26 protein-coding genes and 1 pseudogene are annotated in these 25364 nt (G+C 72.8%); 13 read left to right on the forward strand and 14 right to left on the reverse strand.

The window, feature by feature from the left end:
- Positions 1–24 precede the first annotated feature (24 nt).
- The 3 genes from ruvA to J421_RS12885 form a co-directional block, all read right to left on the reverse strand.
- A complete protein-coding gene (gene ruvA, locus J421_RS12875; protein WP_025411590.1) occupies positions 25–627 on the reverse strand; it encodes a Holliday junction branch migration protein RuvA in 603 nt (200 codons plus the stop codon).
- The gene (ruvC, locus tag J421_RS12880; protein ID WP_025411591.1) at positions 624–1139 is read right to left on the reverse strand and encodes a crossover junction endodeoxyribonuclease RuvC; all 516 of its coding nucleotides are present in this window, start codon (positions 1137–1139) and stop codon (positions 624–626) included. The genes ruvA and ruvC overlap by 4 nt, the downstream gene beginning before the upstream one ends.
- Positions 1140–1225: 86 nt before the next feature.
- Complete coding sequence (locus J421_RS12885; RefSeq protein WP_025411592.1) at positions 1226–1969, reverse strand: YebC/PmpR family DNA-binding transcriptional regulator; 744 nt, start codon at positions 1967–1969, stop codon at positions 1226–1228.
- Between the two features lie 153 nt (positions 1970–2122).
- On the opposite strand from J421_RS12885, the gene porX reads away from it, so the two are divergent.
- The 6 genes from porX to J421_RS12915 are packed head-to-tail and all read left to right on the forward strand — an operon-like array spanning position 2123 to position 9567.
- Entirely contained in the window at positions 2123–3679 is a 1557-nt protein-coding gene (gene porX, locus J421_RS12890; RefSeq protein ID WP_025411593.1) for a T9SS response regulator signal transducer PorX, read from the forward strand.
- A gap of 43 nt (positions 3680–3722) precedes the next feature.
- Entirely contained in the window at positions 3723–5588 is a 1866-nt protein-coding gene (locus J421_RS12895; protein WP_104022586.1) for an ABC transporter ATP-binding protein, read from the forward strand.
- Positions 5589–6683 (forward strand): glycosyltransferase, encoded by a 1095-nt coding sequence (locus J421_RS12900; protein ID WP_025411595.1) that lies wholly within the window; start codon positions 5589–5591, stop codon positions 6681–6683.
- Positions 6684–6703: 20 nt separating this feature from the next.
- On the forward strand, positions 6704–7561 hold the full coding sequence (locus J421_RS12905) for a glycosyltransferase family 2 protein (protein WP_158508781.1): 858 nt from the start codon (positions 6704–6706) through the stop codon (positions 7559–7561).
- A 3-nt stretch (positions 7562–7564) separates the two neighbouring features.
- Complete coding sequence (locus tag J421_RS12910; RefSeq protein ID WP_104022587.1) at positions 7565–8557, forward strand: lysophospholipid acyltransferase family protein; 993 nt, start codon at positions 7565–7567, stop codon at positions 8555–8557.
- Positions 8554–9567 (forward strand): ABC transporter permease, encoded by a 1014-nt coding sequence (locus J421_RS12915; protein ID WP_025411598.1) that lies wholly within the window; start codon positions 8554–8556, stop codon positions 9565–9567. Before J421_RS12910 ends, J421_RS12915 begins: the two co-directional genes overlap by 4 nt.
- A gap of 34 nt (positions 9568–9601) precedes the next feature.
- On the opposite strand, the gene J421_RS32770 is transcribed toward J421_RS12915, so the two are convergent.
- A complete protein-coding gene (locus tag J421_RS32770) occupies positions 9602–9853 on the reverse strand; it encodes a hypothetical protein (RefSeq protein WP_158508782.1) in 252 nt (83 codons plus the stop codon).
- Between J421_RS32770 and J421_RS12920 the strand changes: the two genes are divergently transcribed.
- Positions 9746–10747, forward strand: a complete 1002-nt coding sequence (locus J421_RS12920; RefSeq protein WP_104022588.1) for an aminotransferase class V-fold PLP-dependent enzyme — start codon at positions 9746–9748, stop codon at positions 10745–10747. The genes J421_RS32770 and J421_RS12920 overlap by 108 nt on opposite strands.
- A 33-nt stretch (positions 10748–10780) precedes the next feature.
- Positions 10781–11053: a hypothetical protein gene (locus J421_RS12925; protein WP_025411599.1), complete on the forward strand. Its 273-nt coding sequence runs from the start codon at positions 10781–10783 to the stop codon at positions 11051–11053.
- A gap of 168 nt (positions 11054–11221) precedes the next feature.
- Here J421_RS12925 and tyrS read toward each other — a convergent pair whose 3' ends face one another.
- Positions 11222–12496, reverse strand: a complete 1275-nt coding sequence (gene tyrS / locus J421_RS12930; RefSeq protein ID WP_104022589.1) for a tyrosine--tRNA ligase — start codon at positions 12494–12496, stop codon at positions 11222–11224.
- A gap of 98 nt (positions 12497–12594) precedes the next feature.
- Between tyrS and J421_RS12935 the strand changes: the two genes are divergently transcribed.
- The 4 genes from J421_RS12935 (at position 12595) to J421_RS12950 (ending at position 17916) form a co-directional block, all read left to right on the forward strand.
- Positions 12595–15033: a penicillin-binding protein 1A gene (locus J421_RS12935; protein ID WP_025411601.1), complete on the forward strand. Its 2439-nt coding sequence runs from the start codon at positions 12595–12597 to the stop codon at positions 15031–15033.
- A complete protein-coding gene (locus J421_RS12940) occupies positions 15030–15833 on the forward strand; it encodes a hypothetical protein (RefSeq protein ID WP_025411602.1) in 804 nt (267 codons plus the stop codon). Before J421_RS12935 ends, J421_RS12940 begins: the two co-directional genes overlap by 4 nt.
- Before the next feature lie 2 nt (positions 15834–15835).
- The gene (locus tag J421_RS12945) at positions 15836–17182 is read left to right on the forward strand and encodes an amidohydrolase family protein (RefSeq protein WP_025411603.1); all 1347 of its coding nucleotides are present in this window, start codon (positions 15836–15838) and stop codon (positions 17180–17182) included.
- 152 nt (positions 17183–17334) lie between these two features.
- On the forward strand, positions 17335–17916 hold the full coding sequence (locus J421_RS12950; RefSeq protein ID WP_104023111.1) for an HNH endonuclease: 582 nt from the start codon (positions 17335–17337) through the stop codon (positions 17914–17916).
- A 153-nt stretch (positions 17917–18069) separates the two neighbouring features.
- Here the strand turns inward: J421_RS12950 and J421_RS12955 are convergent, their stop codons facing one another.
- The 9 genes and pseudogenes from J421_RS12955 to J421_RS12990 all read right to left on the reverse strand — a co-directional run bounded on the left by J421_RS12955 (position 18070) and on the right by J421_RS12990 (position 24804).
- Positions 18070–18747 (reverse strand): DUF4390 domain-containing protein, encoded by a 678-nt coding sequence (locus tag J421_RS12955; RefSeq protein WP_025411605.1) that lies wholly within the window; start codon positions 18745–18747, stop codon positions 18070–18072.
- 10 nt (positions 18748–18757) lie between these two features.
- Positions 18758–20536 (reverse strand): polymer-forming cytoskeletal protein, encoded by a 1779-nt coding sequence (locus J421_RS12960; RefSeq protein ID WP_025411606.1) that lies wholly within the window; start codon positions 20534–20536, stop codon positions 18758–18760.
- Positions 20537–20549: 13 nt separating this feature from the next.
- Positions 20550–20930: a helix-turn-helix domain-containing protein gene (locus J421_RS34600; RefSeq protein ID WP_343123348.1), complete on the reverse strand. Its 381-nt coding sequence runs from the start codon at positions 20928–20930 to the stop codon at positions 20550–20552.
- Positions 20858–21946: pseudogene (locus J421_RS34605) on the reverse strand (sigma-54-dependent transcriptional regulator); the annotation flags it as partial. The gene J421_RS34600 and the pseudogene J421_RS34605, both read right to left, overlap by 73 nt.
- Positions 21946–22539, reverse strand: coding sequence for a hypothetical protein (locus J421_RS12970; protein WP_025411608.1), 594 nt, complete (start codon positions 22537–22539; stop codon positions 21946–21948). The pseudogene J421_RS34605 and the gene J421_RS12970, both read right to left, overlap by 1 nt.
- A 3-nt stretch (positions 22540–22542) precedes the next feature.
- Positions 22543–23250 (reverse strand): hypothetical protein, encoded by a 708-nt coding sequence (locus tag J421_RS12975; protein WP_025411609.1) that lies wholly within the window; start codon positions 23248–23250, stop codon positions 22543–22545.
- A complete protein-coding gene (locus J421_RS12980; RefSeq protein WP_025411610.1) occupies positions 23247–23552 on the reverse strand; it encodes a hypothetical protein in 306 nt (101 codons plus the stop codon). The genes J421_RS12975 and J421_RS12980 overlap by 4 nt, the downstream gene beginning before the upstream one ends.
- Positions 23549–23884 (reverse strand): ATP-binding protein, encoded by a 336-nt coding sequence (locus J421_RS12985; RefSeq protein ID WP_025411611.1) that lies wholly within the window; start codon positions 23882–23884, stop codon positions 23549–23551. Before J421_RS12985 ends, J421_RS12980 begins: the two co-directional genes overlap by 4 nt.
- Positions 23875–24804 carry a histidine kinase dimerization/phospho-acceptor domain-containing protein gene (locus J421_RS12990; RefSeq protein WP_025411612.1) on the reverse strand — a complete coding sequence of 310 codons (930 nt, stop codon included), beginning with the start codon at positions 24802–24804 and terminating at the stop codon, positions 23875–23877. Before J421_RS12990 ends, J421_RS12985 begins: the two co-directional genes overlap by 10 nt.
- A 102-nt stretch (positions 24805–24906) precedes the next feature.
- On the opposite strand from J421_RS12990, the gene J421_RS12995 reads away from it, so the two are divergent.
- Positions 24907–25329: a secondary thiamine-phosphate synthase enzyme YjbQ gene (locus J421_RS12995; protein WP_025411613.1), complete on the forward strand. Its 423-nt coding sequence runs from the start codon at positions 24907–24909 to the stop codon at positions 25327–25329.
- The last annotated feature ends 35 nt before the right edge of the window (positions 25330–25364 follow it).

Here is a 25364-nt window from a genome sequence, read left to right on the forward strand (position 1 = left end):
GGTGCCTAACGCGCGGCTGGCGCGCTACCGCGTGCCGACCTTGCCGAGGGCCGCGCGGATCAGCTCCGGCGCGGTCAGCTTGCCCCCGCCGCCGTCGATCGCCGCCTTCACGTAGCGCTCCGCATCGCCCGTCGTGTAGCCGAGCGACACGAGCGCGCGGATCGCGTCGTCGGCCGACCCGCCGGCGGGGCGCGGGCCGCCGGCGCCGGTGTCGACCTGCACGTCGTCCATCTTGTCCGCGAGGTCGAGGATGAGCTGCTCGGCCTTCTTCCGCCCCATGCGCGGCACGCTCTGGAGCGTCGCGAGATCCTTCTCCCGCACCGCGCGCACCACGCGCTCCGCGCTCAGCGTGGAGAGCATGCCGAGCGCCAGCGCGGGGCCGACGCCCTTCGCGCCGAGCAGCCGCTGGAACACGCGCCGCTCGAACGGCGTCGAGAAGCCGAACAGCTGCCAGCCGTCCTCCTTCACGACGAGGTGCGTGTGCAGCGCCGCATCCTCGCCGAGCTTCGGCAGCGACTCGTAGACGGAGAGGGGGATCAGCAGCTCGTAGCCGACGCCCCCCTTGGTGAGGATCTCGACGCGGTCGAGCTCCTTGGCGACGACGCGGCCGGCGACGTGAACGATCACGGAACGAGGAGGCGCGAGGAGGGACGGGCGCGGGAGGCGAGGTTCGGCGCCATGCAGTACGTGAGCGCGGCCGCGACACCGTCGGCGGCGTCGGACGGCTGCGGCACGGCCTTCAGTCGGAGCAGCCGCGTGAGCATGAACTGCACCTGCTCCTTCGTCGCCGCGCCCGTGCCGACGACGGCCTTCTTGATCTCCGCCGGGGGGAACTCGTGCACCTGCAGGTGAGCGAGCTCGCCGGCGAGGAGGATCACGCCGCGCGCGTGGCCGAGCGTGACGGTGGTGCGGACGTTCTTCGCGTAGAAGATGCTCTCGACCGCGAGCACGTCGGGGTGGTGGCGCGCGATGAGCTCCTGCACGCCCTCGAAGATCTCGCGCAGCCGCGCCGGGAGCGGATCGCGCGCGCGGGTGCGCACCACGCCGCATTCCACGAGCTGCGTGAGCCCGCGGTCGTCGCGTCGCACCACGCCGTAGCCCGTGGTCGCCGTGCCCGGATCAATTCCCAGAACGAGCACGGCTCCTCCACGCTCCACGCTCCACGCGCCACGCTCGCCTCGCCGGTCCACGAAGCGAGCGTGGCGCGTGGAGCGTGGAGCGGGCGTCAGGCCTCGGCAAGAGCTTCGGCGTCGATGTCGAAGTTCCCTTCGACCTTCTGCACGTCGTCGAGATCCTCGAGCGCCTCGATGAGCTTCACGAGCGCCGACGCGTCGGCGCCCTCGACGCGCACGGTGCTCTTCGGCACCCAGTTCAGCGCCGCCTCGGTCGTCTCGATCCCCTTCGCGTGCAGCCCCTCGCGCACCGCGTGCAGCGCCGCCGGCTCGGTGGTCACGACCCACACGTCCTCGTCGCGCGTCACGTCCTCGGCTCCCACCTCGAGCGCGGCCTCCATCACCGCGTCCTCGTCCCACCGGTTCGCGTCGACCTGCATCTGTCCCTTGCGGTCGAACAGGAACGCGACGGAGCCCGAGGTGCCCATGTTGCCGCCGTTGCGTGAGAGCTTGTGGCGGACGTCGGCGACGGTGCGCGTGGGGTTGTCGGTCAGCGTCTGGATCATGAGGGCGACGCCGCCCGGGCCGTACGCCTCGTACATGACCTCGACGTAGTCGACGCCTTCGAGCTCACCCGTCCCCTTCTTGATCGCGCGCTCGATGTTCTCCTTCGGCATCGAGTTCTGCTTCGCGGTGTCGATCGCGAGTCGCAGCCGCGCGTTGTGCTCGGGGTCGCCGCCGCCCGCCTTCGCCGCGACGGTGATCTCGCGGATGAGCTTCGTGAACAGCGCGCCGCGCTTCGCGTCGGTCGCCGCCTTGTAGTGCTTGATCTGCTTCCACTTACTGTGACCAGCCATATCTCGGACCTGAGGAGGGGACAAGTCGGTGCAGTCGAACAATATAGAGCCTCTGCGCTCCACGCTCCACGCTCCCCGCTCACTTCCACGTCCGCCGGAGCGAGCGTGGAGCGGGGAGCGTGGAGCGCGGAGGGCCTCTGGTTAGGTTAGGGCATGCCCAAGTCCCTCCTCTGGGTCGACGACGAAGCCGACCTGCTCGAGCCGCACCGGATCTTTCTCCGGGAGCGCGGCTACGACGTCGAGCTCGCGTCGAACGCCGACGACGCGCTCGACCTCGTGCGCAGCCGGCCGTTCGACCTCGTCCTCCTCGACGAGCAGATGCCGGGCAAGCGCGGGCTGGAGGTCTACCGCGAGCTGCGCGAGCTCGCCCCGAACCTCCCCGTCGTCATGGTCACGAAGAGCGAGGAGGACGCCACGTTCCGCGAGGCGATCGGCGCGAACGTCCGCGACTACCTCGTGAAGCCGATCAACCCGCGCCAGGTCCTCACCGCCGTCGCCCGACTGCTCGAGGGGCCCACGATTCGCCAGCAGGCCGTCGCCCGCGCGTTCGTCGAGCGGTTCCGCGCCCTCGAGCTGGAGCGCGACACGGACCTCGACTGGCGCGGCTGGATCGACCGCTACGCGGAGCTCACGCGCTGGGACGTCGACCTCGCGAACGCCGGCGAGAGCGGCCTGTACGACTCGCTCCGCTCGCTCTATCCCGACATGCACCGCGAGTTCGCCGCGTTCATGCGCACGGCGTACCCGGCGTGGCTCAAGAACCTCGACGGGCCCCGCCCGCCGCTCTCGGTCGACGTGGTGAGCGAGTTCCTGCTCCCCATCATCGAGGAGAAGCGGCCGGCCGCGTTCATCGTCGTCGACTGCCTGCGCCTCGACCAGTGGCTCGTGCTCGAGCCGCTGCTCGCGCCCTTCTTCGACGTCGAGACCACGCACTACTACGCGGTGCTGCCGACCGCCACGCCGTACTCGCGCAACGCGCTGTTCAGCGGGCTCTTTCCCGGCGAGCTCGCCGCGCGGTTCCCTGACTGGTGGGGCGAGCGCGAGGACGAGACGCTGAACGCGCACGAGCGCGAGCTGCTCACCGCGCACCTCGAGGGCGTTCGCGGCGCGACGAACGTGCGCTACCAGAAGGTCTCCAACGCGCTCGACTCGGACGACCTCGAGCGGCACCTCCCGGGGCTGCTCGTCGGCGAGGGCGTCTCCGCGTTCGTGTTCAACTTCATCGACCTGCTCACGCACGGCCGATCGGAGTCGATGATCCTCTACGAGGTGGCGCGCGACGAGGTGGCGCTGCGCCAGCTCACGCTGCAGTGGTTCCAGCGCTCGGCGCTGTTCACGCTCCTCAAGGAAGCGTCGCGCCGCAAAGTCAAAGTCGTCATCACGAGCGACCACGGCTCCATCCACTGCAACACGCCGGCGACGGTGTTCGCGAAGCGCGACGCGACCGCGAACCTCCGATACAAGTTCGGCGAGGACCTGCGCGCCGAGCGGCCCGAGCACGCGCTGTCGTTCGCGAACGCGGACGACCTCAAGCTGCCGCGCCGCGGATGGGGCGGCGGCGCGAACACGCTCATGGCGGTCGGCGACACGTTCTTCGTCTACCCGACCAAGCTGCGCGAGTACCAGGGCCGCTACCGCGGCTCGTTCCTGCACGGCGGCGTGACGCCCGAGGAGTGCATCCTGCCGCTCGCGCTGCTGACGCCGAGATGAGCGCGTCCGCTCCACGCTCCACGCTCCACGCTCCACGCTCACCATGACTCGCGAACACGTCGAGCGTGGAGCGTGGAGCGTGGAGCGTGGAGGAATGTACGGCCGGCTGCTGCCGTTCCTCCGCCCCCACGTCTCTCGGCTCGTCGGCGCGATCGGCAGCTCGCTGCTCGCCGCGGTGTTCGACGCGTTCACGCTCGCGCTGCTCATCCCGTTCCTCGGCGCGCTGTTCCAGGAGCCGCGCTACGGCGTGACCGGCACCGACCTCGTGAGCCGCGTCCTCCGCGCGACGGTCAGCACGCTGCTCGTGCCGGGCGACCAGATGGCGTCGCTGCAGCGCGTCGTGCTCGTGATCATCGCCGCGGTGCTCGTGAAGAACGTGTTCGTGTGGCTCGCCGGCCACCTCGGCGCGCAGCTGCAGGAGTACGTCACGCGCGACCTCCGCGACGCCGTCTACGCGCATCTCGCCCGGCTGCCGCTCGGCTACTTCCTCTCGACGAAGACGGGGCAGATCCTCGCCCGCGTGCTGACCGACACGGCGCAGGCGAAGCAGCTCGTCGTCGAGGTGGTCACGCGGTCGCTGCAGAGCGCGGCGCAGGTGCTCGTCACCGTCGCGCTCATGATCGCGATCTCGTGGCGGCTGTCGCTCATCATCCCCGTCGCCGCGGTGGCGCTCGTCGGCGCGCTGAACCCGCTGCTGCGCAAGCTGCGCAAGCGGCACCGCAGCCAGAGCGCGCAGTACGGTGAGATCACGAGCGTCGCGCAGGAGACCGTGAACGGCGTGCGGCTCGTGAAGTCGTTCGGCGGCGAGCGCTACGAGATCGAGCGCTTCCGTTCGGCCAGTCACGACTTCGCGAAGGGCGGCGTGCGCGCGGCGCGTCTCGCGACGATGGCCCAGCCGGTGACGGAGGTGGTGTCGACGGGGATCGCGGTCGCGGTGCTCTGGTACGGCGCGCGGCTCGTCATCGTCGACCACACGCTCGGCGCCTCGGCGCTGATCCTGTTCCTCGTCTACGTCATGAACATGCTGCGGCCGCTGAAGCAGCTCTCGCAGGTGCCGACCACGGCGCAGCAGGCGCTCGCGGCGGCCGAGCGGCTGTTCGACGTGCTCGACCGGCCGACGGAGCAGGCTCTCGACCGCGGCACGATCGCCCCGGCACGCTTCGAGCGTTCGTTGACGTTCGACCGCGTGACGTTCGCGTACGGGGGCGACCCCGTGCTGCGCGACGTCTCGCTCACGGCGCGCCGCGGCCAGGTGGTCGCGCTCGTCGGCCCGAGCGGGGCGGGGAAGAGCACGCTCGTCGACCTCATCCCCCGCTTCCACGAGCCGACCGCCGGCCGCGTGCTGCTCGACGGCGTGGACACGCGCGAGTTCCGCCTCGATGCCCTGCGCGCGCTGATCGGGATCGTCAGTCAGGACACGGTGCTCTTCAACGACACGGTGCGGAACAACATCGCCTACGGCGCGGGCGACCGCTTCACCGACGCGCAGGTGGAGGCCGCCGCCCGCGCCGCGAACGCGCACGGCTTCGTGGCCGAGCTGCCGCACGGCTACGACACCGTGCTCGGCGAGCGCGGCGCGCGACTCTCCGGCGGCCAGCGCCAGCGCATCGCGATCGCGCGCGCGCTGCTCGTCGACCCGCCGATCCTCGTCCTCGACGAGGCCACCTCCGCGCTCGACACGGAGAGCGAGCGCCTCGTGCAGGAGGCGATCGACCGGCTGCTCGCGAACCGCACCGTGTTCGTGATCGCGCACCGACTCAGCACGGTCGTGCACGCCGACCAGATCCTCGTCCTCGACCGCGGGGCGATCGTCGAGCGCGGCACGCACGCGGAGCTGCTCGCCATCGGCGGCATGTACGCGCGGCTGCACGCGCTGCAGTTCAGAGCCGCGGGGGAGGAGGCGGCGTAGGTGGACGCGATCTTTCTGCACGAGTCGGAGCGATGGTCCGGCGGCGCGCGCGCGTTCCTCGCCGCGGCGCGCGGGCTCACCGCGCGCGGCTGGCGCGTCGCGTTCGCCTGTCTCGCCGACGGCGTGGTGCAGCAGCGCGTGGCGGAGGCGGGGCTGGAGGTCGTCCCTCTGCCGTCGCGCCCGTCGTTCTTCGGGGAGGCCGACCGGCTGCGCCGCGCCCTGCTCGACCGCGAGGTCGACGTCGTGTATGTGCACGGCGAGCAGGAGCAGGTCGCCGCGGCCAACGCGGTGCGACGGTCGCGGCGCGGCGTCGTCGTGCGCCGCGTGTGCGCGGGCGAGTCGTTCGTCGCCGGCCGACCGACGCGCGCCGCGCTCCGCACGGCGCCCACCACGCTGCTCCTCACCTCCACCGACCAGACGAAGCTCCCGTCGGACCTCGGTCCCGTGCCGACCGTCGTCGCCGACCTCGGCGTCGACGTCCCGGCCGAGCCGCCGACCGCGCTCCCCGACGCGGAGGCGTGGCCCGGTGAGAAGCGGCTCGTCTGCGTGTGCGACCGCGGGAATCGCGCGCGCACCGCGGTGGTGCTGCGCGCCGTCGCCATGCTCGCGCCGCGTCACCGCGACCTGCGTCTCGTGCTCGTCGGCCCGGGCGCCGACGACGAGGAGCTGCGGCTGCACGCGGCGGCGCTCGGCATCCACCGCTTCGTGCGCTCGGCGCACACGCGCGACGAGGACGTCGCGCACCGTCGCGCGGCGCACGTCGGATGGGTGACCGCCGCGGGCGACGACGGCGCGTTCGGCGCGCTCGACTTCATGGCGTCCAGCGTGCCGGTGCTCGTCGACCGCGGGTCGATCGGCGCGCGCTACGTCGCCGACGCGATCACCGGCGCGCACATCACGCCGGGCGACGTGCCAGACACCGCCGCCACGCTCGCCACGCTGCTCGCGCGCGACGAGACGCGGCAGGCCATGGGCAACGCGGGGCGTGCACGCGTCGCGCGCACGTTCGGCGAGGCCGGCATGATCGACGGCTTCGCGCGCGCGGCTGCCGCCACCCAGCAGCGCGCCGCCACGCCGCGCGTCGCGCCTCGTTAGGCATGGTGCCGGGTCCCGCGATGTACGCTCCCGTCCCCATCACCGTCGTCATCGCCGCGCGCGACGCGGCCGCCCACATCGGGCGCTGCGTCGCGAGCGCGGCATGGGCCGCCGAGACGCTCGTCGTCGAGGGCGGCTCGTCGGACGACACGCGGCTGCTCGCGCTCTCCGAGGGCGCGACGGTGTTCACGCACCCGTTCTCCACCATCGGCCGGCAGCGCAACCTCGCGGTCGAGCGTGCGCGCCACGAGTGGGTGCTCGTGCTCGATGCCGAAGAGCGATGCACGCCGCAGCTCGCGACGGAGGTCCGCGACCTCGTCGCCTCCGCGCTCCCCGGCGCCCCGGTGATGCTCGGCGGCGCCGCACGCGACGCGTTCGCCGTGCCGCGCACGAGCCTGTTCGACGGACGCGCGCTGCGCGGTGGCCGGTGGCGCCCCGACGCGCCGGTGCGACTGTTCCGTCGCCGGCTGCGGTTCGACGAGATCCCCGGCGCCGACCGGCTCGACACCGAGCACGCGGCCGTCGGCACGCTCTCGTCGACGCTCGTGCGAGAGGTCGACGTCGCGCACGACGCGGTGGCCGAGCGCATGGTGCGCGCGGCACGCGACTGGGCGCTGCAGCAGTTCACGCGCGGGGAGCGCGCGTCGTCGTTCGCCGTGGTGCGCCACTTCGTGGGCCAGTTCTTCGCGTCGTTCGTGTGGCGCGGCGGCTGGCGCGACGGACGCGCGGGCCTCGGTCTCGCGTCGCTCGACGCGACCGAGATGGCGCTCCGCTGGTCGCAGCTCTGGGCGCTCTCGCGGCGCGACCGCTCGTACGCGGTGCGCGGCGGTCCGCGCGCGTCCGAGCCGGCGGAGCTCCGCACGCGCAACGCGCGCTGACCGATGGGCGCCTCCGCTCCGCTCCACTCCGCACCGCCGTCGGCCGCTGCCGAGGTGTCGCCCGTCGACCGCGAGCGCGCGGCGCCGACCGCCGCGCACCGCGCGGAGTACTACGCGCTGCGCGCCGCGCTCGCGGGACTCGATCGCTTGAGCTGGCGCCGAGCGACGGCGATCGGTGCGCGGCTCGGACGCCTCGGCTACGCGCCGTTCGGCATCCGTCGCGAGGTCGTCGAGCGGCAGATCGCCGCCGCGTTCCCCGAGTTCGACGCGGCGCGCGTGCGTCAGGTCGCGGTCGCGTCGTTCGAGTCGCTCGGCCGCACGACGGTCGAGGCGGCGCTGCTGCCGTCGCTCGGCAAGAAGGGCGTGCTCGACCTGTTCGAGCGCGTCGACGGGTGGGACGTGCTGGAGGCCGCGCGCGCCGAAGGGAAGGGCGTCATCATCGTCACCGGCCATCTCGGCAACTGGGAGATCGGCGGCTCGTACGTCGCCGCGCGCGGCGTGCCGATCGACGGCATCGCGCGCGGCATGGCGAACCCGCTGTTCGACCGCTACCTGACGGAGACCCGCGAGCGGCTCGGCATGCGCATCGTGCACGACGCCGACGCGGTGCGGCGCACGCCGCGCGCGCTGCGGCAGGGGCGCGCCGTCGCGTTCCTCGCCGACCAGGGCGCGCTCGGCCTTGCGTCGACGTACGTGCCGTTCTTCGGCCGGCTCGCGAAGACGCCGCGCGGGCCGGCCGTGTTCGCGCTGCGCCTCGGCGCGCCGACGCTGTTCGCAGTGTCGCTGCGCCAGCCTAACGGGCGGTTCGTCCTCACGTTCGAGCGCGTGCCCATCGTCGACACGGGCGACCGCGAGCGCGACGTCGACGCCACCGTCACGCGCTACACGCAGGCGCTCGAGGCGTGGGTACGACGCGTGCCGGAGCAGTACTTCTGGCAGCACCGCCGCTGGCGCCACCAGCCGCCGGACACGCCGGCGCACCTGCGCGAGCCATGACCCATCCGACTCCGTACAACAGCCAACCCGCGCAGGCCGGCACGCCGCGCGCCGACCTCCCGTCGACGAACGCGCCCGCCGCGCAGATCGGCGAGTCGGGCCTCTCGCGCCCGTCCGGCCGCGTGTGGCCGCTGCTGCGCCGCGACGGACGCGCGCGATTCGGCGTCGCGGTGGTGCTGATCCTCGGGCTCGGCGCGTTGCTCGCGCCGCTCATCGCGCGCCACGACCCGACCACGATCGACCTCACGAACACCCTCGCCGCCCCCTCGGGGGTCCACTGGCTCGGGACCGACGTGCAGGGACGCGACGTGTGGGCGCGGCTCGTCTACGGCGCGCGCGTGTCGCTCACCGTCGGCGTGGTGTCGCAGGCGCTCGCGCTCGTCCTCGGCGTCGGCGCGGGGCTCGTCTCCGGCTTCTACGGCAAGTGGGTCGACGACGTCGTCATGCGGCTCGCCGACATCACGCTCGCGTTCCCGACGTTGCTGCTGCTCATCGCGATGGCGGCCGCGCTCTCGCCGTCGTTGGGCACCGTGATGCTCACCATCGGCGTCGTCGGATGGGCGGGAATGGCGCGCCTCGTCCGCGGCCAGGTGCTCGTCGTCAGGCAGACGGAGTACGTGCAGGCCGAGCGAGCGCTCGGCGCGGGCGACACCCGCATCATGCTCCGTCACGTGCTGCCGAACGTCATCGCGCCCGTCGTCATCGCCGCCACGCTCGGCGTCGCGGGCGCCATCATGGCGGAGGCGGCGCTGTCGTTCCTCGGGCTCGGCGTGCAGCCGCCGACGCCGAGCTGGGGGGCGATGATCGCCGACGGCCGCGACCTGTCGCAGCTCCGCGGCGCGCCGTGGACGTCGCTGTTCCCGGGGCTCGCCATCGGCGCCGCGGTGCTCGGCTTCAACCTGCTCGGCGACGCGCTGCGCGACGCGCTCGACCCGCGAGCCGCGGGGCTCCGCAAGATGCGCCGCTCCGACATGCCGACCGAAGCGGGCACCGTCCGCACCACCCGATGACCGACGTTAGGCACGTCACCGCCCCGGCGCTCGACTACGACGTCGACGCGCTGCGCGCCGCGGAGTTCCCCTGGACCGAGCGCGGCGACGTCGTGTTCCTGAACAACGCGTCCACCGGGCCGCTGCCCGAGCGCACCGTCGCGGCGGTCGCCGAGTTCACGCGCCGCCGCGCCGAGCCATGGCGCATCGGCGACACGGAGCTGTTCGACATCATGCGCCGCTCGCGCGATCTCGCCGCGCGGCTCATCGGCGCGACGAGCGACGAGATCGCGTTGATGTCGAACACGACGTACGGGATCAACGTCGCCGCGCGCGCGCGCTGCCGCTCCGCGACGGCGACGTCGTGCTGTCGTTCGATCGCGAGTTCCCGGCGAACGTGTACCCGTGGATGGCGCTCGGCTCGCGCGGCGTGCGCTTCGAGCAGCTCCCGTGCCTCGACGACCTCCCGGACGAGGCGGCACTGGAGCGCGCGCTCGATCGTCCCGAGGTGCGGGCGGTGACCGTGAGCTGGGTGCAGTTCGCCACCGGCTACTGCGTGGACCTCGCGCGGCTCGGCGCGCGCTGCCGCGAGCGCGGCAAGTTCCTCGTCGTCGACGCGATCCAGGGCGTCGGCGCGCGGCCGCTCGACGTGCGCGCCTGCAACGTCGACGTGCTGTCGTGCGGCGCGCAGAAGTGGCTGCTCTCCCCGTGGGGCTCGGGGTTCACGTACGTCCGCCGCGAGCTGATCGCCGATCTCGAGCCGTCGAGCGTCGGCTGGATGGCGGTGCGCGGCTCGGACGACTTCTCGCGCCTCGTCGACTACGACTACACGCTGCGCGACGACGCCCGGCGGTTCGAGGTGGTGACGCACGACTATCAGGCGTTCGTCGGCATGATCGCGAGCCTCGAGCTGCTGCACGGATTGGGGCTCGACGCCGTCGCGGCGCAGGTGCGCCGGCTCGGGGATCGCATCGTCGCGTGGGCGCTCGACCGCGACGACGTGCGGCTCGTGACGCCGGCCGACCCGGCGCGGCGCGCGGGCATCGTCTCCGTGGCACCGCGCGATCCGGCGGCCGCGTCGGCGCGACTCCGCGCGGCGGGAGTCATCCACTCGCTGCGCGAGGGGGCCGTGCGACTGGCCCCGCACTGTTACAATACCGACGACGAGATCGACCGCGCGCTCGACGCCCTCGCCGGCTGACGGCGTCACTCCTCACACGAACGACGACACGCCATGTCCAGGATCCGCGCCGCCGCCGCTCTGGCGCTCACGCTCACCGTGCTCGCCTCCACCGGCTGCGTCCGTGGCCGCAACGACGGAGGCCGGGACGCCGCCGGCGAGTCGGGCAACGGTGCCGGCCCCGCGCCGCAGCCCGGTCCCCTGGCCGGCCAGAACACCGACACGTCCATGATCGCCCCTGCCGCGACGAACGCCACGGCCACCCCGCCCGCCGGCGGCCAGGCGGCCACGTCGCAGGCCGCGCCCGCTGGTGCCAAGCGGCCCTGAGACGAGTGGCGCGCCTTTCCCGGACTCCACGTACGTGTTTCTGATGGACTGAAGAAGGACTGAAGGAGGACTGAAGAAGGAACCTTTCAAGAGTCCTGCTTCAGTCCTCCTTCAGTCCTTCTTCAGTCCTTCAAGAACTTGTACGTGGAGCCCGGCCTGCCACGCCGCTCAGTTCACCCGCACCAGGGCGTAGTCGCGCGCGCCCTTTCGGAGCAGCAGGTACCGTCCCGCGAGGTAGTCCTCGTCGGTCACGAAGCGGGTGTCGGCCGTGAGCCGGCGCCCGCTCACCGTTAGGCCCCCCTGGTCGAGCAGCCGGCGCGCCTCGCCCTTCGACTTCACGAGCCCCGCCGTGACGAAGAGGTCCACCGCGTCGAGGGACGTGCCGGGGTCGGGCGCGGCGACCTCCACGTACGGGATCTCCTTCGCCAGCGCGCCGAACGCCGCCGGCGACAGCCGCCGCGGGTCGCCCTTCGCGAACAGCAGCCCCGAGACCTCCTGCGCCACGCGCGCCGCCTCCGCGCCGTGCACGCGCGCGGTGACGTCGTACGCCAGCGCGTGCTGCGCCTCGCGCCGCTCCGGCCGCTCCGCCGTCGCCTCGTCCAGCGCCTCGATCTCGTCGCGCGGCAGCAGCGTGAAGTAGCGCAGCAGCTTTCCCGCGTCGCGGTCGTCGGCGTGCATCCAGAACTGGTAGAACTGGTACGGCGACGTGCGCTGCGGATCGAGCCACACCGCGCCCGCCTCCGTCTTGCCGAACTTCGTGCCCGACGCGGTCGTCAGCAGCGGCAGCGTGAGCGCGTGCGCCGAGCCCCCATCCATGCGGCGGATGAGGTCCGTGCCGGCCGTCATGTTCCCCCACTGGTCGCTGCCGCCGAGCTGCAGCGTCACGCCGTGGCGACGATGCATCTCGAGGTAGTCGTACGCCTGCAGGAGCATGTACGAGAACTCGGTGTACGAGATCCCCGACTCCATGCGGCCGCGCACCGACTCCTTGGCGAGCATCACGTTCACCGAGAAGTGCTTGCCGACGTCGCGCAGGAACTCGATCAGGTTCAGCTTCGCGAGCCACTCCGCGTTGTCGAGCATCATCGCGCCGTTCGGCCCCTCGAAGTCCAGAAAATGCGCGAGCTGGTCGCGGATGGCGCGCGCGTTCTGCTCCACGACCTCGCGCGGGTTGAGCTGCCGCTCGGCCGTCTTGCCGCTCGGGTCGCCGATCATTCCGGTGCCGCCGCCGACGAGGGCGACCGGGCGGTGACCGGCGAGCTGCAGATGCACGAGCCCCATCACGGGCACGAGGTTGCCGACGTGCAGGCTGGGCGCGGTCGGGTCGAACCCGCAGTACCCGCGCACCGTGCCGGCGGCGAGCGCCTCCGCGGCACCGTCGGTGGACTGGTACAGCATCCCGCGCCAGGCGAGCTCGTCGAGTAGAGATGTGGTCACGGACATTCGCGGAAGATAGGCGGGCTGGTGACGCGTGTCAGTCGCGCGTCGGGTTCATCGACCGTTAGCTTTTCCATCTATGCAGCAACCTCCACCGTCGTCCCGTGGCTGATCCGGCTCCCGCGCCGGCGCCCGCGGCCGCCGCGCCGCGTCCACGCGGTCCCGCCGCGTCGCCGCCACCGCGCCGGGTCCCGTTCCGCAAGCGGCACGCGGGGGCCATCCGCGCCACGCTGCTCGTGATGACGTTCCTTGCCGCCGGCGCCGCGGGCGGCCTGTACGCGTCGTGGGCGCTGGCGTGCCGCGGCGGCACCTGCCCGTCGGCCGACGCGCTGGAGGGCTACGCGCCCGCGCAGACGTCCAAGCTGTTCTCCGCCGACGGCCGCTTCCTGGCCGAGATCGGCAACGAGCGCCGCACGCTCATCAAGCTCGAGGACATCCCGCCCGTCGTCCGGCAGGCGTTCCTCACCGTCGAGGACAAGCGCTTCTACCGCCACGGCGGCATCGACTGGCTGCGCATCCCTGGTGCGCTCGCCCGCGACATCGTCTCGCGGTCGTGGAAGGAGGGCTTCTCCACGATCACGATGCAGCTCGCGCGCAACATCTTCACCGAGGATCTGACGCGCGAGAAGACGCCCGTGCGCAAGCTCCGCGAGGCGAAGGTCGCGCGCGCGATCGAGGCGCGGTATCCGAAGAACCGGATCCTCGAGCTGTACCTGAACCAGATCTACCTCGGCTCCGGCGCGTACGGCGTGGAGACGGCCGCGCAGCGCTACTTCGGCAAGAGCGTGCGCGATCTCAATCTCGCCGAGGCGGCGACGCTCGCCGCGCTGCCGAAGGGGCCCAATCGCTACGACCCGCGCCGCTATCCCGAGCGCTCGGTCCAGCGCCGCAACACCATCATCGAGCTGATGCGGAAGAATGGCGTCGTGAGCGACGCCGACGCGTCGCTCGCGAAGGCGTACCCGCTGCAGCTCGCGAGCAAGACGGAGAGCGGCGAGATCGCGCCCTACTACGTCGAGTGGATCCGCCAGCAGCTCGAGGCGAAGTTCGGCAAGCAGCTGTACTCCGACGGTCTGAAGGTCTACACGACGCTCGACCTCGACATGCAGTCGGCGGCCGAGCGCGCGCTCGAGCGACAGCTGCGCAACATCGAGGCGGGGCGCTACGGCCCGTTCGCGCACACCACGTACGAGCAGTACGTCGCGCGCGGCCAGGAGGACCCCGAGGCGTCGCGCGCCGCGCCGAACAGCCCGTACCTGCAGGGCGCGTTCATCGCCATCGACCCGCGCACCGGGGCCGTGCGCGCGCTCGTCGGCGGCCGCGACTTCGACGACTCGAAGTTCAACCGCGCCGTGCAGGCGCAGCGGCAGCCCGGCTCCACGTTCAAGCCCATCGTCTACGCGACCGCGGTGCAGAACGGCCGCCCGCCGTCGTACATCGTCGACGACTCGCCGGTGAGCATCGACAACATGGGCGGCCAGACGTGGACGCCCGAGAACTACGACCGCAAGTTCCTCGGGCCCATGCCGATGCGCAAAGGGCTCTACACGTCGCGCAACATCATCGCCATCAAGACCGGCATGGAGCTCGGCGAGAGCGCGGTCATCGACGAGGCGCGCAAGTTCGGCATCACCACGCCCATCCCGCCGTACCCGTCGATCTTCATCGGCTCCGCGGACGTCTACCCGCTCGAGCTCATCTCCGCCTACTCCACGTTCGCCACGTTAGGCACACGCGCGGTGCCGTTCGCCATCGCGCGCGTCGAGAACCAGCGTGGCGACGTGCTCTGGCAGCCGGAGCCGCAGCGCATGCAGATCATGTCGCCGGAGGAGTCCTACCTCATGGTGAGCATGATGAAGGACGTGAACGTGCGCGGCACGGCGGCGGGTGCCGTCGCCGGCGCCGGCTTCGACATCCCGTCGGCGGGAAAGACCGGCACCACGAACGACGGCACGAACGTCTGGTACGTCGGCTACACGTCCGACCTCGTCGCCGGCGTGTGGATGGGGCTCGACAAGCCGCAGAAGATCAAGAACAACGCGCAGGGCGGCGAGCTCGCGGCGCCGGCGTGGACGGCGTTCATGACGGAGGTCTACCGCCGCAAGCCGGCGCCGCCCGACTGGCCGGTCCCGCCGGGGATCGTCGAGCGGCAGCTCGTCGCGAACACGAACGTGCTGTACGACCCCGCGGCCTGTCCCGGTGCGCCCGTATCGACCGACATCTTCATCGCCGGCACCGAGCCGGTGGAGACCTGCGCCACCATGCCGTACCCCGGCTCGGGTCTCCCCGGCGACACGCTCGGCGGCGTGACGCCCGACACCGGCGCGTACCCGGCGCCGCGGCCGCTGCCGAACGCGCCGCCCCGCGCCGAGCCCGGACCGGTGCCGCGCCCCACCGTGCCGGCACCCGACTCGGCGGTGGTGCGCCGTCCGGCGCCATCGTTCCCCGGCGCCGACAGCGCGCGCCGCCCGCGTGCCGACAGCGCGCGCCGCGCCGCGACCGACAGCCTGCGGCGGCCGCGACCCGACACCATCCCGCGATGACGGGGCGCGCGAGCCCGCCCGCCGACGCGGGTTGGCGTCCGCGCGACTGCCACGCGCACTCCACGTTCTCCGACGGCGCGCTCGAGCCGCGCGACGTCGTCGCCACGGCCCGCGCGCGCGGCGTCCGGCCGAGCATCACCGACCACCTGTCGGGCGACGTGTCGCTCAGCGTGGCCACCGTCGCGCAGGTGCGCGCCTACCTCGGCGCGCTCGAGTCGCTCGCCGCGTCCGATGCGCCCGACCTCGCGCGCGGCGGGGAGTTCTGCTGGCACGATGCGCTGTGGCGCGAGCTCCCCGCGGAGCTGTGGGACCGCTTCACGCACACCGTCGGCTCCCTCCACGCGGTGTGGCTCGACGACGGCACGTCGCTGCACGCGTTCCAGCGTCGCTGGCCGGACGGCCTCACCGCGGACGCGTACATGGACAGCCACGTCGAGAACCTCGAGCGCTTCGCCGTCGAGATGCCCGTCGACGTGCTCGCGCATCCGACGCTCCTGCCGCTCGCGCTGCGCAAGCGGCCGCTCGAGGAGCTGTGGACCGAGGCGCGCGAGGAGCGCGCGGTGCGCGCGCTCGCCGCGGCGGGCGTCGCGTTCGAGGTCAGCAACCGCTATCGCCCGCACGAGCGCTTCGTGCGCCGCGCCGTCGACGCCGGGGTGCGCCTCTCGCTCGGCTCCGACGGGCACACGCCGGAGCAGGTCGCCGACGTCGCGTGGCCGCTCTCGGTCGCGCGCGCGCTCGGCGTGCGCGACGAGGATCTGTACGATCCCGACGCGCACGGCCGTCGGCGTCACGACCGTTAGGCATGCGGGTCTACCACGCCCGCTGGGTCGTCCCCGTCGTCGCTCCGCCCATCGAGCACGCCGCCGTGGCGGTGAACGAGGCCGGCCGCATCGCGTACGTCGGGTCGGCCGCCGGCGCGCCCACCGGCGAGCGCGTGGACCTCGGCGACGCCGCGCTCCTCCCCGGCCTCGTGAACGCGCACACGCACCTCGAGCTCACCGCGATGCGCGGCTTCCTCGAGGAGCTCGACTTCGTGACGTGGATCCGCACGCTGACGCGCGCCCGCGGCGAGGTCCTCGACGACGCGCGGCTGCTCGACGCCGCGCGGCTGGGCGTGGCCGAGGGCCTCGCCGCGGGCATCACGACGTTCGCCGACACGTCGGCCTCGGGCACGCCGATGCGCGCGCTCGTCGAGGCCGGCGCGCGCGGCATCGTCTACCAGGAAGTGTTCGGCCCCGCGCCCGAGCAGCGCGAGGCGTCGATGGCGGGCCTGCGCGAGGCCGTCGCCCGCCTCCGCGCGCTGGCGACGCCGCTCGTGCGCGTCGGCGTGTCTCCGCACGCCGTGTTCACCGTGCACGAGGATCTGCTCGTCGACGCGTGCGCGTTCGCCATGCGCGAGGGCCTCCCCGTCGCGATGCACGTCTCGGAGAGTCGGCAGGAGACCGAGTTCCTGCGCGAGGCGAGTGGCCCGTTCGCCGACGGCCTGCGCGCGCGCGGCATCGAGGTCGTTAGGCGCGCGCACTCGCCCGTGCATCTGCTCGTGGAGCTCGGCGTCGCCGCCGTCGCGCGGCCGCTGCTCATCCACGGCGTGACGTTCGACGCGAGCGACGTGCACTTCGTCGCCGAGTACGGCTGCCCGGTCGCGCACTGTCCCGCGTCGAACGCGAAGCTCGGCCACGGCGCCGCGCCGCTCGTCGAGCTCCTCGACGCGGGTGCGGTCGTGGGGCTCGGGAGCGACTCGGTGGCGAGCAACAACCGCATGGACATCCTCGACGAGGCGCGCCAGGCGGTGCTCGTGCAGCGCGCGCGCACCGGCCGTCACGACGCGCTCGATGCGACGCGCGCGCTCGAGCTCGCGACGTTGGGCGGCGCTCGCGCGCTGGGCCTCGCGGATCGCGTCGGATCGCTGGCGGTGGGCAAGGATGCCGACCTCGCCGCGTTCGCGCTCGACGAGCCGCGCGGCATCGCGGCCGGCGACGTCGTCGCGACGCTCGTCTACTCGATCGCCGGCCGACGGGCCACGCTCGTCACGGTCGCCGGCCGCGAGCTCGTGCGCGATGGCCGCGTGCTCGACGCGGATCCGGAGCTTCCCGGTCGTGTCGCCGCCACGACGGACGCCCTGCGCACGTGGGCCGCGGCCCAGCGCTGATCGGGGGCGGGTGACCGTGGTGGGGCAGGGGCGGGTCCTCTCGTAGCGGGAACGTCACGCGAGAAACTGCATCGGTGCCGGTGGCATCAACTTCGCGCGTGCGTTTATACTGTTAAGGACGGTTCGTCAACGGTCGCACTTCGGAGGTGTGCGTGATCGTCGGCTGCCTGGCCCTGAACGCCTCGTTCGAGCCGCTCACCATGGTCCCCGTCCGCCGCGCGCTGCGCCTGGTGATCGACGGCAAGGCGGAGATCGTGGAGCACGACCCGGCGCGTCTCGTGCGCTCCGCGTCGTTGAGCATGCCACGTCCGGTGGTCATCCGCCTGACGAAGTTCGTGCACGTCCCGCGTCGGTTCCGCCGGCAGGTGACCAACACGTTCCTCTTCGCGCGCGACCACTACCGCTGCCAGTACTGCGGCCGGTCCGCGGCCGAGCTGAAGCCGCGCGAGGCGCTCACGCGCGACCATCTCATCCCGATGTCGCGCGGCGGCACGAACGAGTGGACGAACGTCGTGACCGCGTGCAGCACGTGCAACACGCGCAAGGCGAACCACTTCCCGAACGAGATCGGGATGCACCCGCTCACCGTGCCGGTCGAGCCGCACTTCGTCCACCTGAGCTGGGCCGTGCGACGCCTCACCCCGACGCAGGCGAAGTACATCCGCGTCTTCTACGGGCCCGAGACGCTGCATCAGGTCGAACGCCTCGAGCGGCGGACGCATCACCATCACTGATGCGGCGGCGCTGATGCGGCGGCGCTGATGCGGCGGCGCTGATGCGGCGGCGCTGATGCATCGGCGCTGGACCGGCGGTCCTATGAACCGCGCGTGTCCAGCGCCGCTTTTTCGGAGCCGCCGTATCGACGCCGATGTATCAGTGCCGCCCCATCAAGGGCGGAAGGTCCCCGACCGCGTCTCGTAGTGCCGCGACTCCGACCCGAGCAGTCGCGTGGCCAGCGTCCGCAGCCCGCGGCCTAACGCCGTGCCTGGATTGCGCTCTCCGCGCACCGCAGGCCGCAGCTCGCCGCGCAGCCACCGCTGCACCTCGTCGAGATCGTTCAGCGAGATCGTCTCCACGTCGACCACCGCGCTGTAGTACGAGCGGCGTCCGCGCCGCGCCGTGAGCGGCACGCGGTACGGCCGCTCCGCCGCCTGCGACGCGTCCTCGTAGGAGTCGAACACGCCGAGCGGCGTGACCCGGTTGTCGACGACGCGCGCGACGCCGTACGACTTGCGCAGCGGGTCGTACTGCAGCACCACGTCCCACTCCTGGGTGCCGCGCAGGTCGTCGAACCACCCCGCGACCGTCCACAGCTCCACCCGGAAGTGCACGCGTAGCGGGAACCCGTGCTCGAGCAGGTCGCGCATCTCGCGCTCGGCGAGCACCCCCGACATCAGCACGAGCGGGCCCTCCGTCGCGCGCGACGCGGGGTCGGGCAGCCGGATCTCGATCCCCGGCCGTCCGCCCTGCGCCGACAGCGGACGCACCACCCCCGGCGCCGTCGAGAACGCGACGACGGACGCGAGCGGGACGAGGAACCGTCGGCGGAAGCTCGCCGCGGACATCACGCGTGGGTCAGAAGCGGCGCCGGACGCGCACGAACACGTTCGCCGGTTGACTCGGCCGCGACACCGACTTCGCGACGTACAGGCCGAAGCTCGCCACGTCCGCCACGCCGCCGCTCCCGAAGTCGATCCCTGCGCCGACGTCGGAGAGGAAGGTGCTCAGTGGCGGGAACTTGCTCGCCGGGTACACGAGATCGCGGTATGCGTCGCCCACGAGCCACCCGCGTCCCGCGTCGGCGAACACCACCCAGCGCGCCGCCGTGTGCACCGCCACGTGCTCCCACAGCGCGTCGCCGAACGGGAGACCGAGATGCACGGCGCCGCGCATCTCCAGCTGCGCGAGCGCCATCCGCTCGCACTGCGCGGGAGATCCCGACGGCTGCAGCCCGAGCAGGCCGCACTGACCGAGGTCCGTCGCGCTCGACGTCGGCTTGCGGAAGTCGAACCCCGGCAGCGCACCCGGCCCCGACACCGACAGTCGTCGCTCGAGCGGCAGCGGGTCGCCGGCGAGCCATCCGCCGAGTACCAGGCGCGCGTTGAGCTGCACGTCCGGCGACAGCCGGTTGTACCGCCGCGCGTCGAGGAACCCGCGCGCGTACCGGTGGCGCCCCGGCTTCGCGTCGCGCGCGCCGGGCAGCGGCACCGGCGAGAACACCGGCGATACGTCCGCCGCGACCGGCCCGAACGTCGTCACGTCGCCGACGCCGTGCTCGTAGTCGGCGTCGAGGTACCAGCCCGCCCACGGCGTCGCCTCGTCGTTGCGCGTGTCGATGTGCACCGTCGCGTTCGCGACGTGCATGCGCGCGTCGTCCAGCTGCGGGTTCGGCCGCCACGACGCCGTGTTGCGGAACAGCGTCCACGGGTCGCGCGCGGCGCGGCTCGCCCATCGCTGGTCGCCTAACGAGAGCGTGAGCGTGCGGTCGTCGCCCGCGTGCAGCGACGCGTACGCGGTGCCGCCGTGGCGGCCGTAGTAGTCGCGGAAGTCGCGGTGCAGGAAGAACGTCGCCAGCCCCACCTCGCCGTCGCCGAGCTGCCACGACTCCACCGGCGCGATCTCGTCGTACAGCCGCGCGCCGACGCGGATCCCGCGCGAGCGGCCGAACGCCAGCTCCGTCTTCACGAGATGCCCGACCGACGCGCTGTCCTTCGCGCCGTCGAACCCGCCGGACGTGCGGTAGATCACGAACGCGTCGATGCGCGCGCGCAGCGGGCCGCTGGAGTGCACGAGCGTGGGGCCGACCATGATCGGCAGCCCCTCGACGCGGTTGTACGTGTGCGCGGACGTCACCGTGAGCCCGGCGTAGTTGCGACGCGCGCCGCCGCTGAGCCACCGCCACCACCGCATCGTCCCTTCCTCTTCCGGCGTCTCCGCGACGATCCGCTCGCCGTCGCGGTGGAAGTAGAGCACCTGGCGATGGATCTGCAGCTCGCCGCCGATGAACGCCTGCCCGCGCCCGTCGACGATCCCGCCCACGACGGTCACGTCCCCGTCCACCCGCGCGCCGCGCTGGAACGTGACGTCCGCGTTGATCGCGAGCAGCCGTCCCGTGATGTGCCCCGCCACCGTCACCGGCCCGCCGAGCGACGCGACGTCCCCCGTGATCGTGCGTCCCGAGTCCACGGTGAGCGGACCGACCACGCGCGTCGTCGTCGGCGCGTTGTACAGCTCCACCACCGCGCGCGCCACGTCGCGCGGCAGCGACGGCTCGTCGCGCTCCGACACCTGGGCGCGGAGTGCGGGCGCCGCGAGCAGCACGGCGAGCAGAAGTCGCAGGATTCGCTGGATCATCGTCGTCTGACGGTCACGGCCCGCTGATGCCGAGCCGCTTCATACGCCGGTAGAGGCTCGGGCGATCCGTCTGGAGGCGGCGCGCCGCCTCCGCGACGTTCCCCGCGGCCGCCGCGAGCGCGCGCGCGAGATCAGCTCGCGCTCGTAGTCGTCCAGCGCCTCCGTGAGCGGCACCTCGCCGTCGACGCTTCCCCGCGCGGCATCGCGTGGGGCCGGCACGGCGGCGAGCGCCGACGTCGGCGTGTCGTCCACCGGCAGCACCTCGCGCACGTGCCACCCGGTCACGCGCTCGCCGCCGTGCAATATCGCGAGCCGCTCCACGATGTTCGCCAGCTCGCGCACGTTCCCCGGCCAACGATAGCGCGCCAGCGCCCGCATCGCGTCCTCGCCCCACTGCGGCGCCGGTGCCCCCGACCGCGCGCGGTAGAGCGCGGTGAAGTGCGTCACGAGCGCGGGCAGATCCTCCAGTCGGTCGCGCAGCGGCGGCAGCGCCACCGGCACGACGTTCAGGCGGAACAGCAGATCGTCGCGGAACGTCCCCTCGCTCGCGCCGCGCGCGAGGTCCTTGTTCGTCGCCGACACGATGCGCACGTCGACGCGGATCGGCTTTCCGCCGCCCACGCGCTCGATCTCGCCGGCCTCGATCGCGCGCAGCAGCTTCGCCTGTGCCTCCGCGCCGAGGTCGCCCACCTCGTCGAGCAGCAGCGTGCCGCCGCTCGCGAGCTCGAACCGCCCGATGCGCCGCTCGGTCGCGCCGGTGAACGCGCCGCGCTCGTGGCCGAACATCTCGCTCTCCACGAGGTCGCGCGGGATCGCCGCACAGTTCACGCGCACGAACGGCTTGTCGCGCCGCGGGCTCGCCGCGTGGATCGCCGCCGCCGCGAGCTCCTTCCCCGTGCCGCTCTCGCCCGTGATCAGCACGCGGGCGTCGCTCGACCCCACGCGCGCGAGCAGCTCGCGCAGCGCGTGCATCGGTGCGCTGTCGCCGATCATCGTCCCGGCGAGCCCCAAGTCCTCGCGCAGCGCGCGTGCGGCGCGCCGTGCCTGCCGCAGCTCAAGCGCCGCCGCGAGCGCGAGCAGCACGCCCTCGGGCGTCAGCGGCTTCTCGAGGAACGTGAACGCGCCGAGCTTCGCGGCACGCACTGCGTCGGCGAGCCCCGCGCGTCCGCTCATCATCACGACCGGCACGTCCGGGAAACGCTCGCGCAGCTTCTCCAGCACCACGAGCCCGTCGAGCTCCCCCGGCATCATGAGGTCGAGCAGCGCGACGTCCGGCTCCGCGGCCGCCGCCTGCGCGAGCCCGCTCGCCCCGTCCGCCGCGTCGCGCACTTCGTAGCCCTCCGACGCGAGCAGCGCGCCGACCATCCGGCGGATGTTCGGCTCGTCGTCGACGAGCAGGACGCTCGGCATCAGTGCGGCGTTAGGACGCGCCCCCCCGCCTCCGCGCGCGTGGGCCCCGCGACGCGCGCCGGCGGATCCGGAAGTCGCTCGGTGAGGAGCATCGCCGAGTACCGTTGGGCCTCCGCGGCGCGCTCCACCTCGAGCGCGATCGACTCCACCGTCTGCTCGATGCGCTGCAGCCGCGGCGCGTCGTCCGTGCGGCGCGTGGTCGCGCGCCGGAACATGCGCCCCATCGTGTGCAGCACGATGTACAGCATGAGCGCGGCGAGCGATGCCGCGACCGCGCCGCCCACCGCGCCGAGCACGAGCAGGTCGTCCTCCTGCAGCGGGCGGCCGTTGATCTTCACCATCGCGTCGCGTCCCGATTGCGACGTCGACGCCACCCGCGTGATCGCGTCGTTCAGCGCGCGCGGGTCGACGACGGGGCGCCCGTTCACCGTCACGGTCACCTTGCCCTCGGGCGTCGTCGTCACAGTCGTCACGCGTCCGCGGTCGGTGATCGTCGTCGAGCGCCCGTCCGGGCTCGTGATCACCTGCACGCCGCCGCGCGTCGTCACCTCCACGCCGCGGCCGAACGAGTCGTCGTTGGATTGTGTCGGCATCGGTCAGCGAACCTGTTCGGCGGCAGCGATCGAGCGCGCCGGCGCTTCCGGCAGCCGCTCGGTGAGCAGTCTCACGGAGTAGCGTTGCGCCTCCGACACGCGCTCCACTTCCACGGCCATCGTCTCGATCGCCTGCTCGATGCGGTCGAGCCGGCGCGAGAGCTCCGGATCCGACGGGGCCGGCGGCGCCCCGCGACGGTCCATCCGCCGCGCGAACGCGCGCGAGAGCGGGAAGCCGATGATGACGATCGCGAGGATGCTGAGCACCATCCCGATCAACTGTATCACGCCGTCCGGCAAGTCGCCGCGCGGCGGCCCGAACGGCCCCATCGGCGGTTGCGCCGCGATCGCGCGCGACGCCGCCCGCGCCGCGTCGCGCCCGATCGCCTGTGGGTCGATCACCGTCGTGACCTTGCCGTTCTCGCGGATCGTCGTCACGCCGCTCGGATCCGTGGAGATCGTCGTCGTCTTGCCGTCGTGCTGGATCGTCGTCTGCTGCGTGCCTTCCTGATCGGACGACGTCACCACGCCCCCCGTCGGGGCCTGCGCCGCGAGCACGGGGCGCACGTCGACGGAGGCGTGCCCCGCGCGTCCGGCGGCGCGCTCCGCGTCGCGCGCGGCGTCACGCGCGCGCGCCAGCTCGCTCGCCACGCGCGCGTCGGGGACCGGCGGCGGAGCCGGGGTCTGTGGCTGCACGTGTAAGACGCTCATCGCGGCCGCTCCTCTCGCTGCGCGCTCTCGGCCCACGGCGCGCCGCCCGGTGCGACCTCGGCGCTCGTGCGCTCGGCGAGCAGCTTCGTCGTGAATCGCTGCCCCTCGGAGATGCGCTCCACCTCCACCGCGATCGCGTCGATCGCCTGCTGCATCTGCGCGAGTCGCGCGCTCAGCTCCGGCGGCACGCCGCTCGGCGCGCTCTCGATGCGCCGCGCGTAGGCGCGCGCCAGCGGGATGCCGATCACCATCACCGTCGCGGCGATGATGCCGACGATCGGAATGAGGAAGGGATAGATCATGCGCTCACGCTCCACGACTCGGCCGACGCCGGCGGACCGGCGACGGGCAGGATGAATCGGATCTCGGTGCCGCGCCCCTCGGCGCTCTCCGCCTCCACCGCGCCGCCGTGCGCCATCACGGTCTGTCGCGCGATCGCGAGGCCGAGCCCCGTGCCGCTCGGCTTGTGTGTCACGTACGGATCCCAGATGCGCGGCAGCAAGGTCGGCGCGATGCCGCACCCGGTGTCCGCGACGGCGACCACCACGGCCGTACAGTCGCGCAGCCGTGTCGGTGACACGCGGACCGCGATGCGTCCGCCGCCCGCGCACGCGTCCACCGCGTTCAGCAGCACGTTCGACAGCGCGCGCGCGCCAGCGCGTCGTAATGTCCACGCACGAGCGGCACATCCGGCGCCACGTCGACGTCCACGGGGAGCGACTCGGGCACCGTCGTCTTCGCCGCCCAACGCGCGAGCTCCCCGACGTCCACCTCCGATGCCGGACCATCGGGCAGGCGACCGAACTGGCCGAAGCTGCGCGCCATCGCCTCCAGCCGCGCCGTCTCCGCCGCGAGCACGTCCACCGCGTCCGCCTGCGCCGGCGTCGCGTCGCGCCGCAGCCGATCGATCGCGAACCGGATCGGCGTGAGCGGGTTCTTGAGCTCGTGCGCGACCTGGCGCGCCGTCTCGCGAAACGCCGCCGCGCGCTCCGCTTCCAGCGCGCGCGCGCGTCCGAGCTCCAGCTCGCGCGCCATCGTGCGCATGCGGTCGCGCAGCGTTCCGAACTCCGGTGCGCCGCGCGGCTCCGGCTCCTCGGGGAGCGACCGGCCGGCCTGCACGAGCGCCGTCCACCGCACGAGCTGATCGAGCGGTCGGCTGAGCTGCCGACTGAGATGCCCCGCCACGCGCGACGCGACCACCGTCAGCACCAACGCGCCGAGCACGCCCACGACCAGCACCGCGCGCACCACGCGTGGGGCGACGAAGCTGTAGCGGCGCGCGAGCTCGAGCGACCGACGCAGCTCCTGCTCGTGCGCGTCGAGGTCACGGCGCTCCGCCGCCCCGAGCGCCGCGCCGCTCGCGGCGCGGGCGCGTGCGACGGCCAGCGCGCGTTCGCCCGTCGTCGCTGCCCGCTCCCACGCCGCGCTCCCGCTCACGAGCGGCAACGCGCGGCTCACCGTTCCCGCCCACAGCAGCGTCAGGAGCACCGACGGACATACGGCGAAGAGCAGCAGGATGGTGAACAGGCGCGAGCGGAACCGGTAACGCTTCACTGGAACGCCGTACGCTGTGCGCGCGGATGGGGTTTCCAGAACTTACCCCTCCGCCCACCTTCCGGCGACTCCTGAGCGAAGCGAAGGACCTGCCCTCGTGCCATGAAGACCCACACCGCGTACCTGACGTTCGAAACCCAGAAGCGGCAGGAGATCATCGACATCACCGACGAGGTCGAGGCCTGCCGCGCCGCCGCCGGCATTCGCGAGGGGTTCGTGCTCGTCTCCGCGATGCACATCTCCGCCTCCGTCTTCGTGAACGACCACGAGCCGGGGCTCTGGCAGGACATCCTGCAGTGGCTCGAGCAGCGCATCGCGCCGTGGTCCCCCGATGCCTACCGGCACAACGCCGGCACCGGCGAGGACAACGCCGCCGCCCATCTGCGCTCGCTCACCGTTGGGCACGAGGTGATGGTCCCCGTCACTGCGGGGCGGCTCGACTTCGGTCCGTGGCAGCGCGTGTTCTACGGCGAGTGGGACGGCCAGCGCCCGAAGCGCGTGATCCTGAAGGCGATGGGCGAATGACCCGCGGCGCCGCCGCTGCGTGGCCGCGTCGCGGC

Source organism: Gemmatirosa kalamazoonensis (genome assembly GCF_000522985.1).
Lineage (GTDB): Bacteria > Gemmatimonadota > Gemmatimonadetes > Gemmatimonadales > Gemmatimonadaceae > Gemmatirosa > Gemmatirosa kalamazoonensis.

What these genes read in the sequence shown, in the direction of transcription:
- J421_RS12915 (WP_025411598.1), top strand. Translation starts at nt 8,554, where the DNA reads ATGACCCATCCGACTCCGTACAACAGCCAACCCGCGCAGGCCGGCACG.
- tyrS (WP_104022589.1), bottom strand. Translation starts at nt 12,496, where the DNA reads ATGTCCGTGACCACATCTCTACTCGACGAGCTCGCCTGGCGCGGGATG.
- porX (WP_025411593.1), top strand. Translation starts at nt 2,123, where the DNA reads ATGCCCAAGTCCCTCCTCTGGGTCGACGACGAAGCCGACCTGCTCGAG.
- J421_RS12895 (WP_104022586.1), top strand. Translation starts at nt 3,723, where the DNA reads ATGACTCGCGAACACGTCGAGCGTGGAGCGTGGAGCGTGGAGCGTGGA.
- J421_RS12955 (WP_025411605.1), bottom strand. Translation starts at nt 18,747, where the DNA reads ATGTCCGCGGCGAGCTTCCGCCGACGGTTCCTCGTCCCGCTCGCGTCC.
- J421_RS12975 (WP_025411609.1), bottom strand. Translation starts at nt 23,250, where the DNA reads ATGAGCGTCTTACACGTGCAGCCACAGACCCCGGCTCCGCCGCCGGTC.
- J421_RS12995 (WP_025411613.1), top strand. Translation starts at nt 24,907, where the DNA reads ATGAAGACCCACACCGCGTACCTGACGTTCGAAACCCAGAAGCGGCAG.
- J421_RS12910 (WP_104022587.1), top strand. Translation starts at nt 7,565, where the DNA reads ATGGGCGCCTCCGCTCCGCTCCACTCCGCACCGCCGTCGGCCGCTGCC.
- J421_RS12925 (WP_025411599.1), top strand. Translation starts at nt 10,781, where the DNA reads ATGTCCAGGATCCGCGCCGCCGCCGCTCTGGCGCTCACGCTCACCGTG.
- J421_RS12945 (WP_025411603.1), top strand. Translation starts at nt 15,836, where the DNA reads ATGCGGGTCTACCACGCCCGCTGGGTCGTCCCCGTCGTCGCTCCGCCC.
- J421_RS12905 (WP_158508781.1), top strand. Translation starts at nt 6,704, where the DNA reads ATGTACGCTCCCGTCCCCATCACCGTCGTCATCGCCGCGCGCGACGCG.
- J421_RS12885 (WP_025411592.1), bottom strand. Translation starts at nt 1,969, where the DNA reads ATGGCTGGTCACAGTAAGTGGAAGCAGATCAAGCACTACAAGGCGGCG.
- J421_RS12960 (WP_025411606.1), bottom strand. Translation starts at nt 20,536, where the DNA reads ATGATCCAGCGAATCCTGCGACTTCTGCTCGCCGTGCTGCTCGCGGCG.
- J421_RS12920 (WP_104022588.1), top strand. Translation starts at nt 9,746, where the DNA reads ATGGCGCATCGGCGACACGGAGCTGTTCGACATCATGCGCCGCTCGCG.
- J421_RS12970 (WP_025411608.1), bottom strand. Translation starts at nt 22,539, where the DNA reads ATGCCGACACAATCCAACGACGACTCGTTCGGCCGCGGCGTGGAGGTG.
- J421_RS12940 (WP_025411602.1), top strand. Translation starts at nt 15,030, where the DNA reads ATGACGGGGCGCGCGAGCCCGCCCGCCGACGCGGGTTGGCGTCCGCGC.
- J421_RS12980 (WP_025411610.1), bottom strand. Translation starts at nt 23,552, where the DNA reads ATGATCTATCCCTTCCTCATTCCGATCGTCGGCATCATCGCCGCGACG.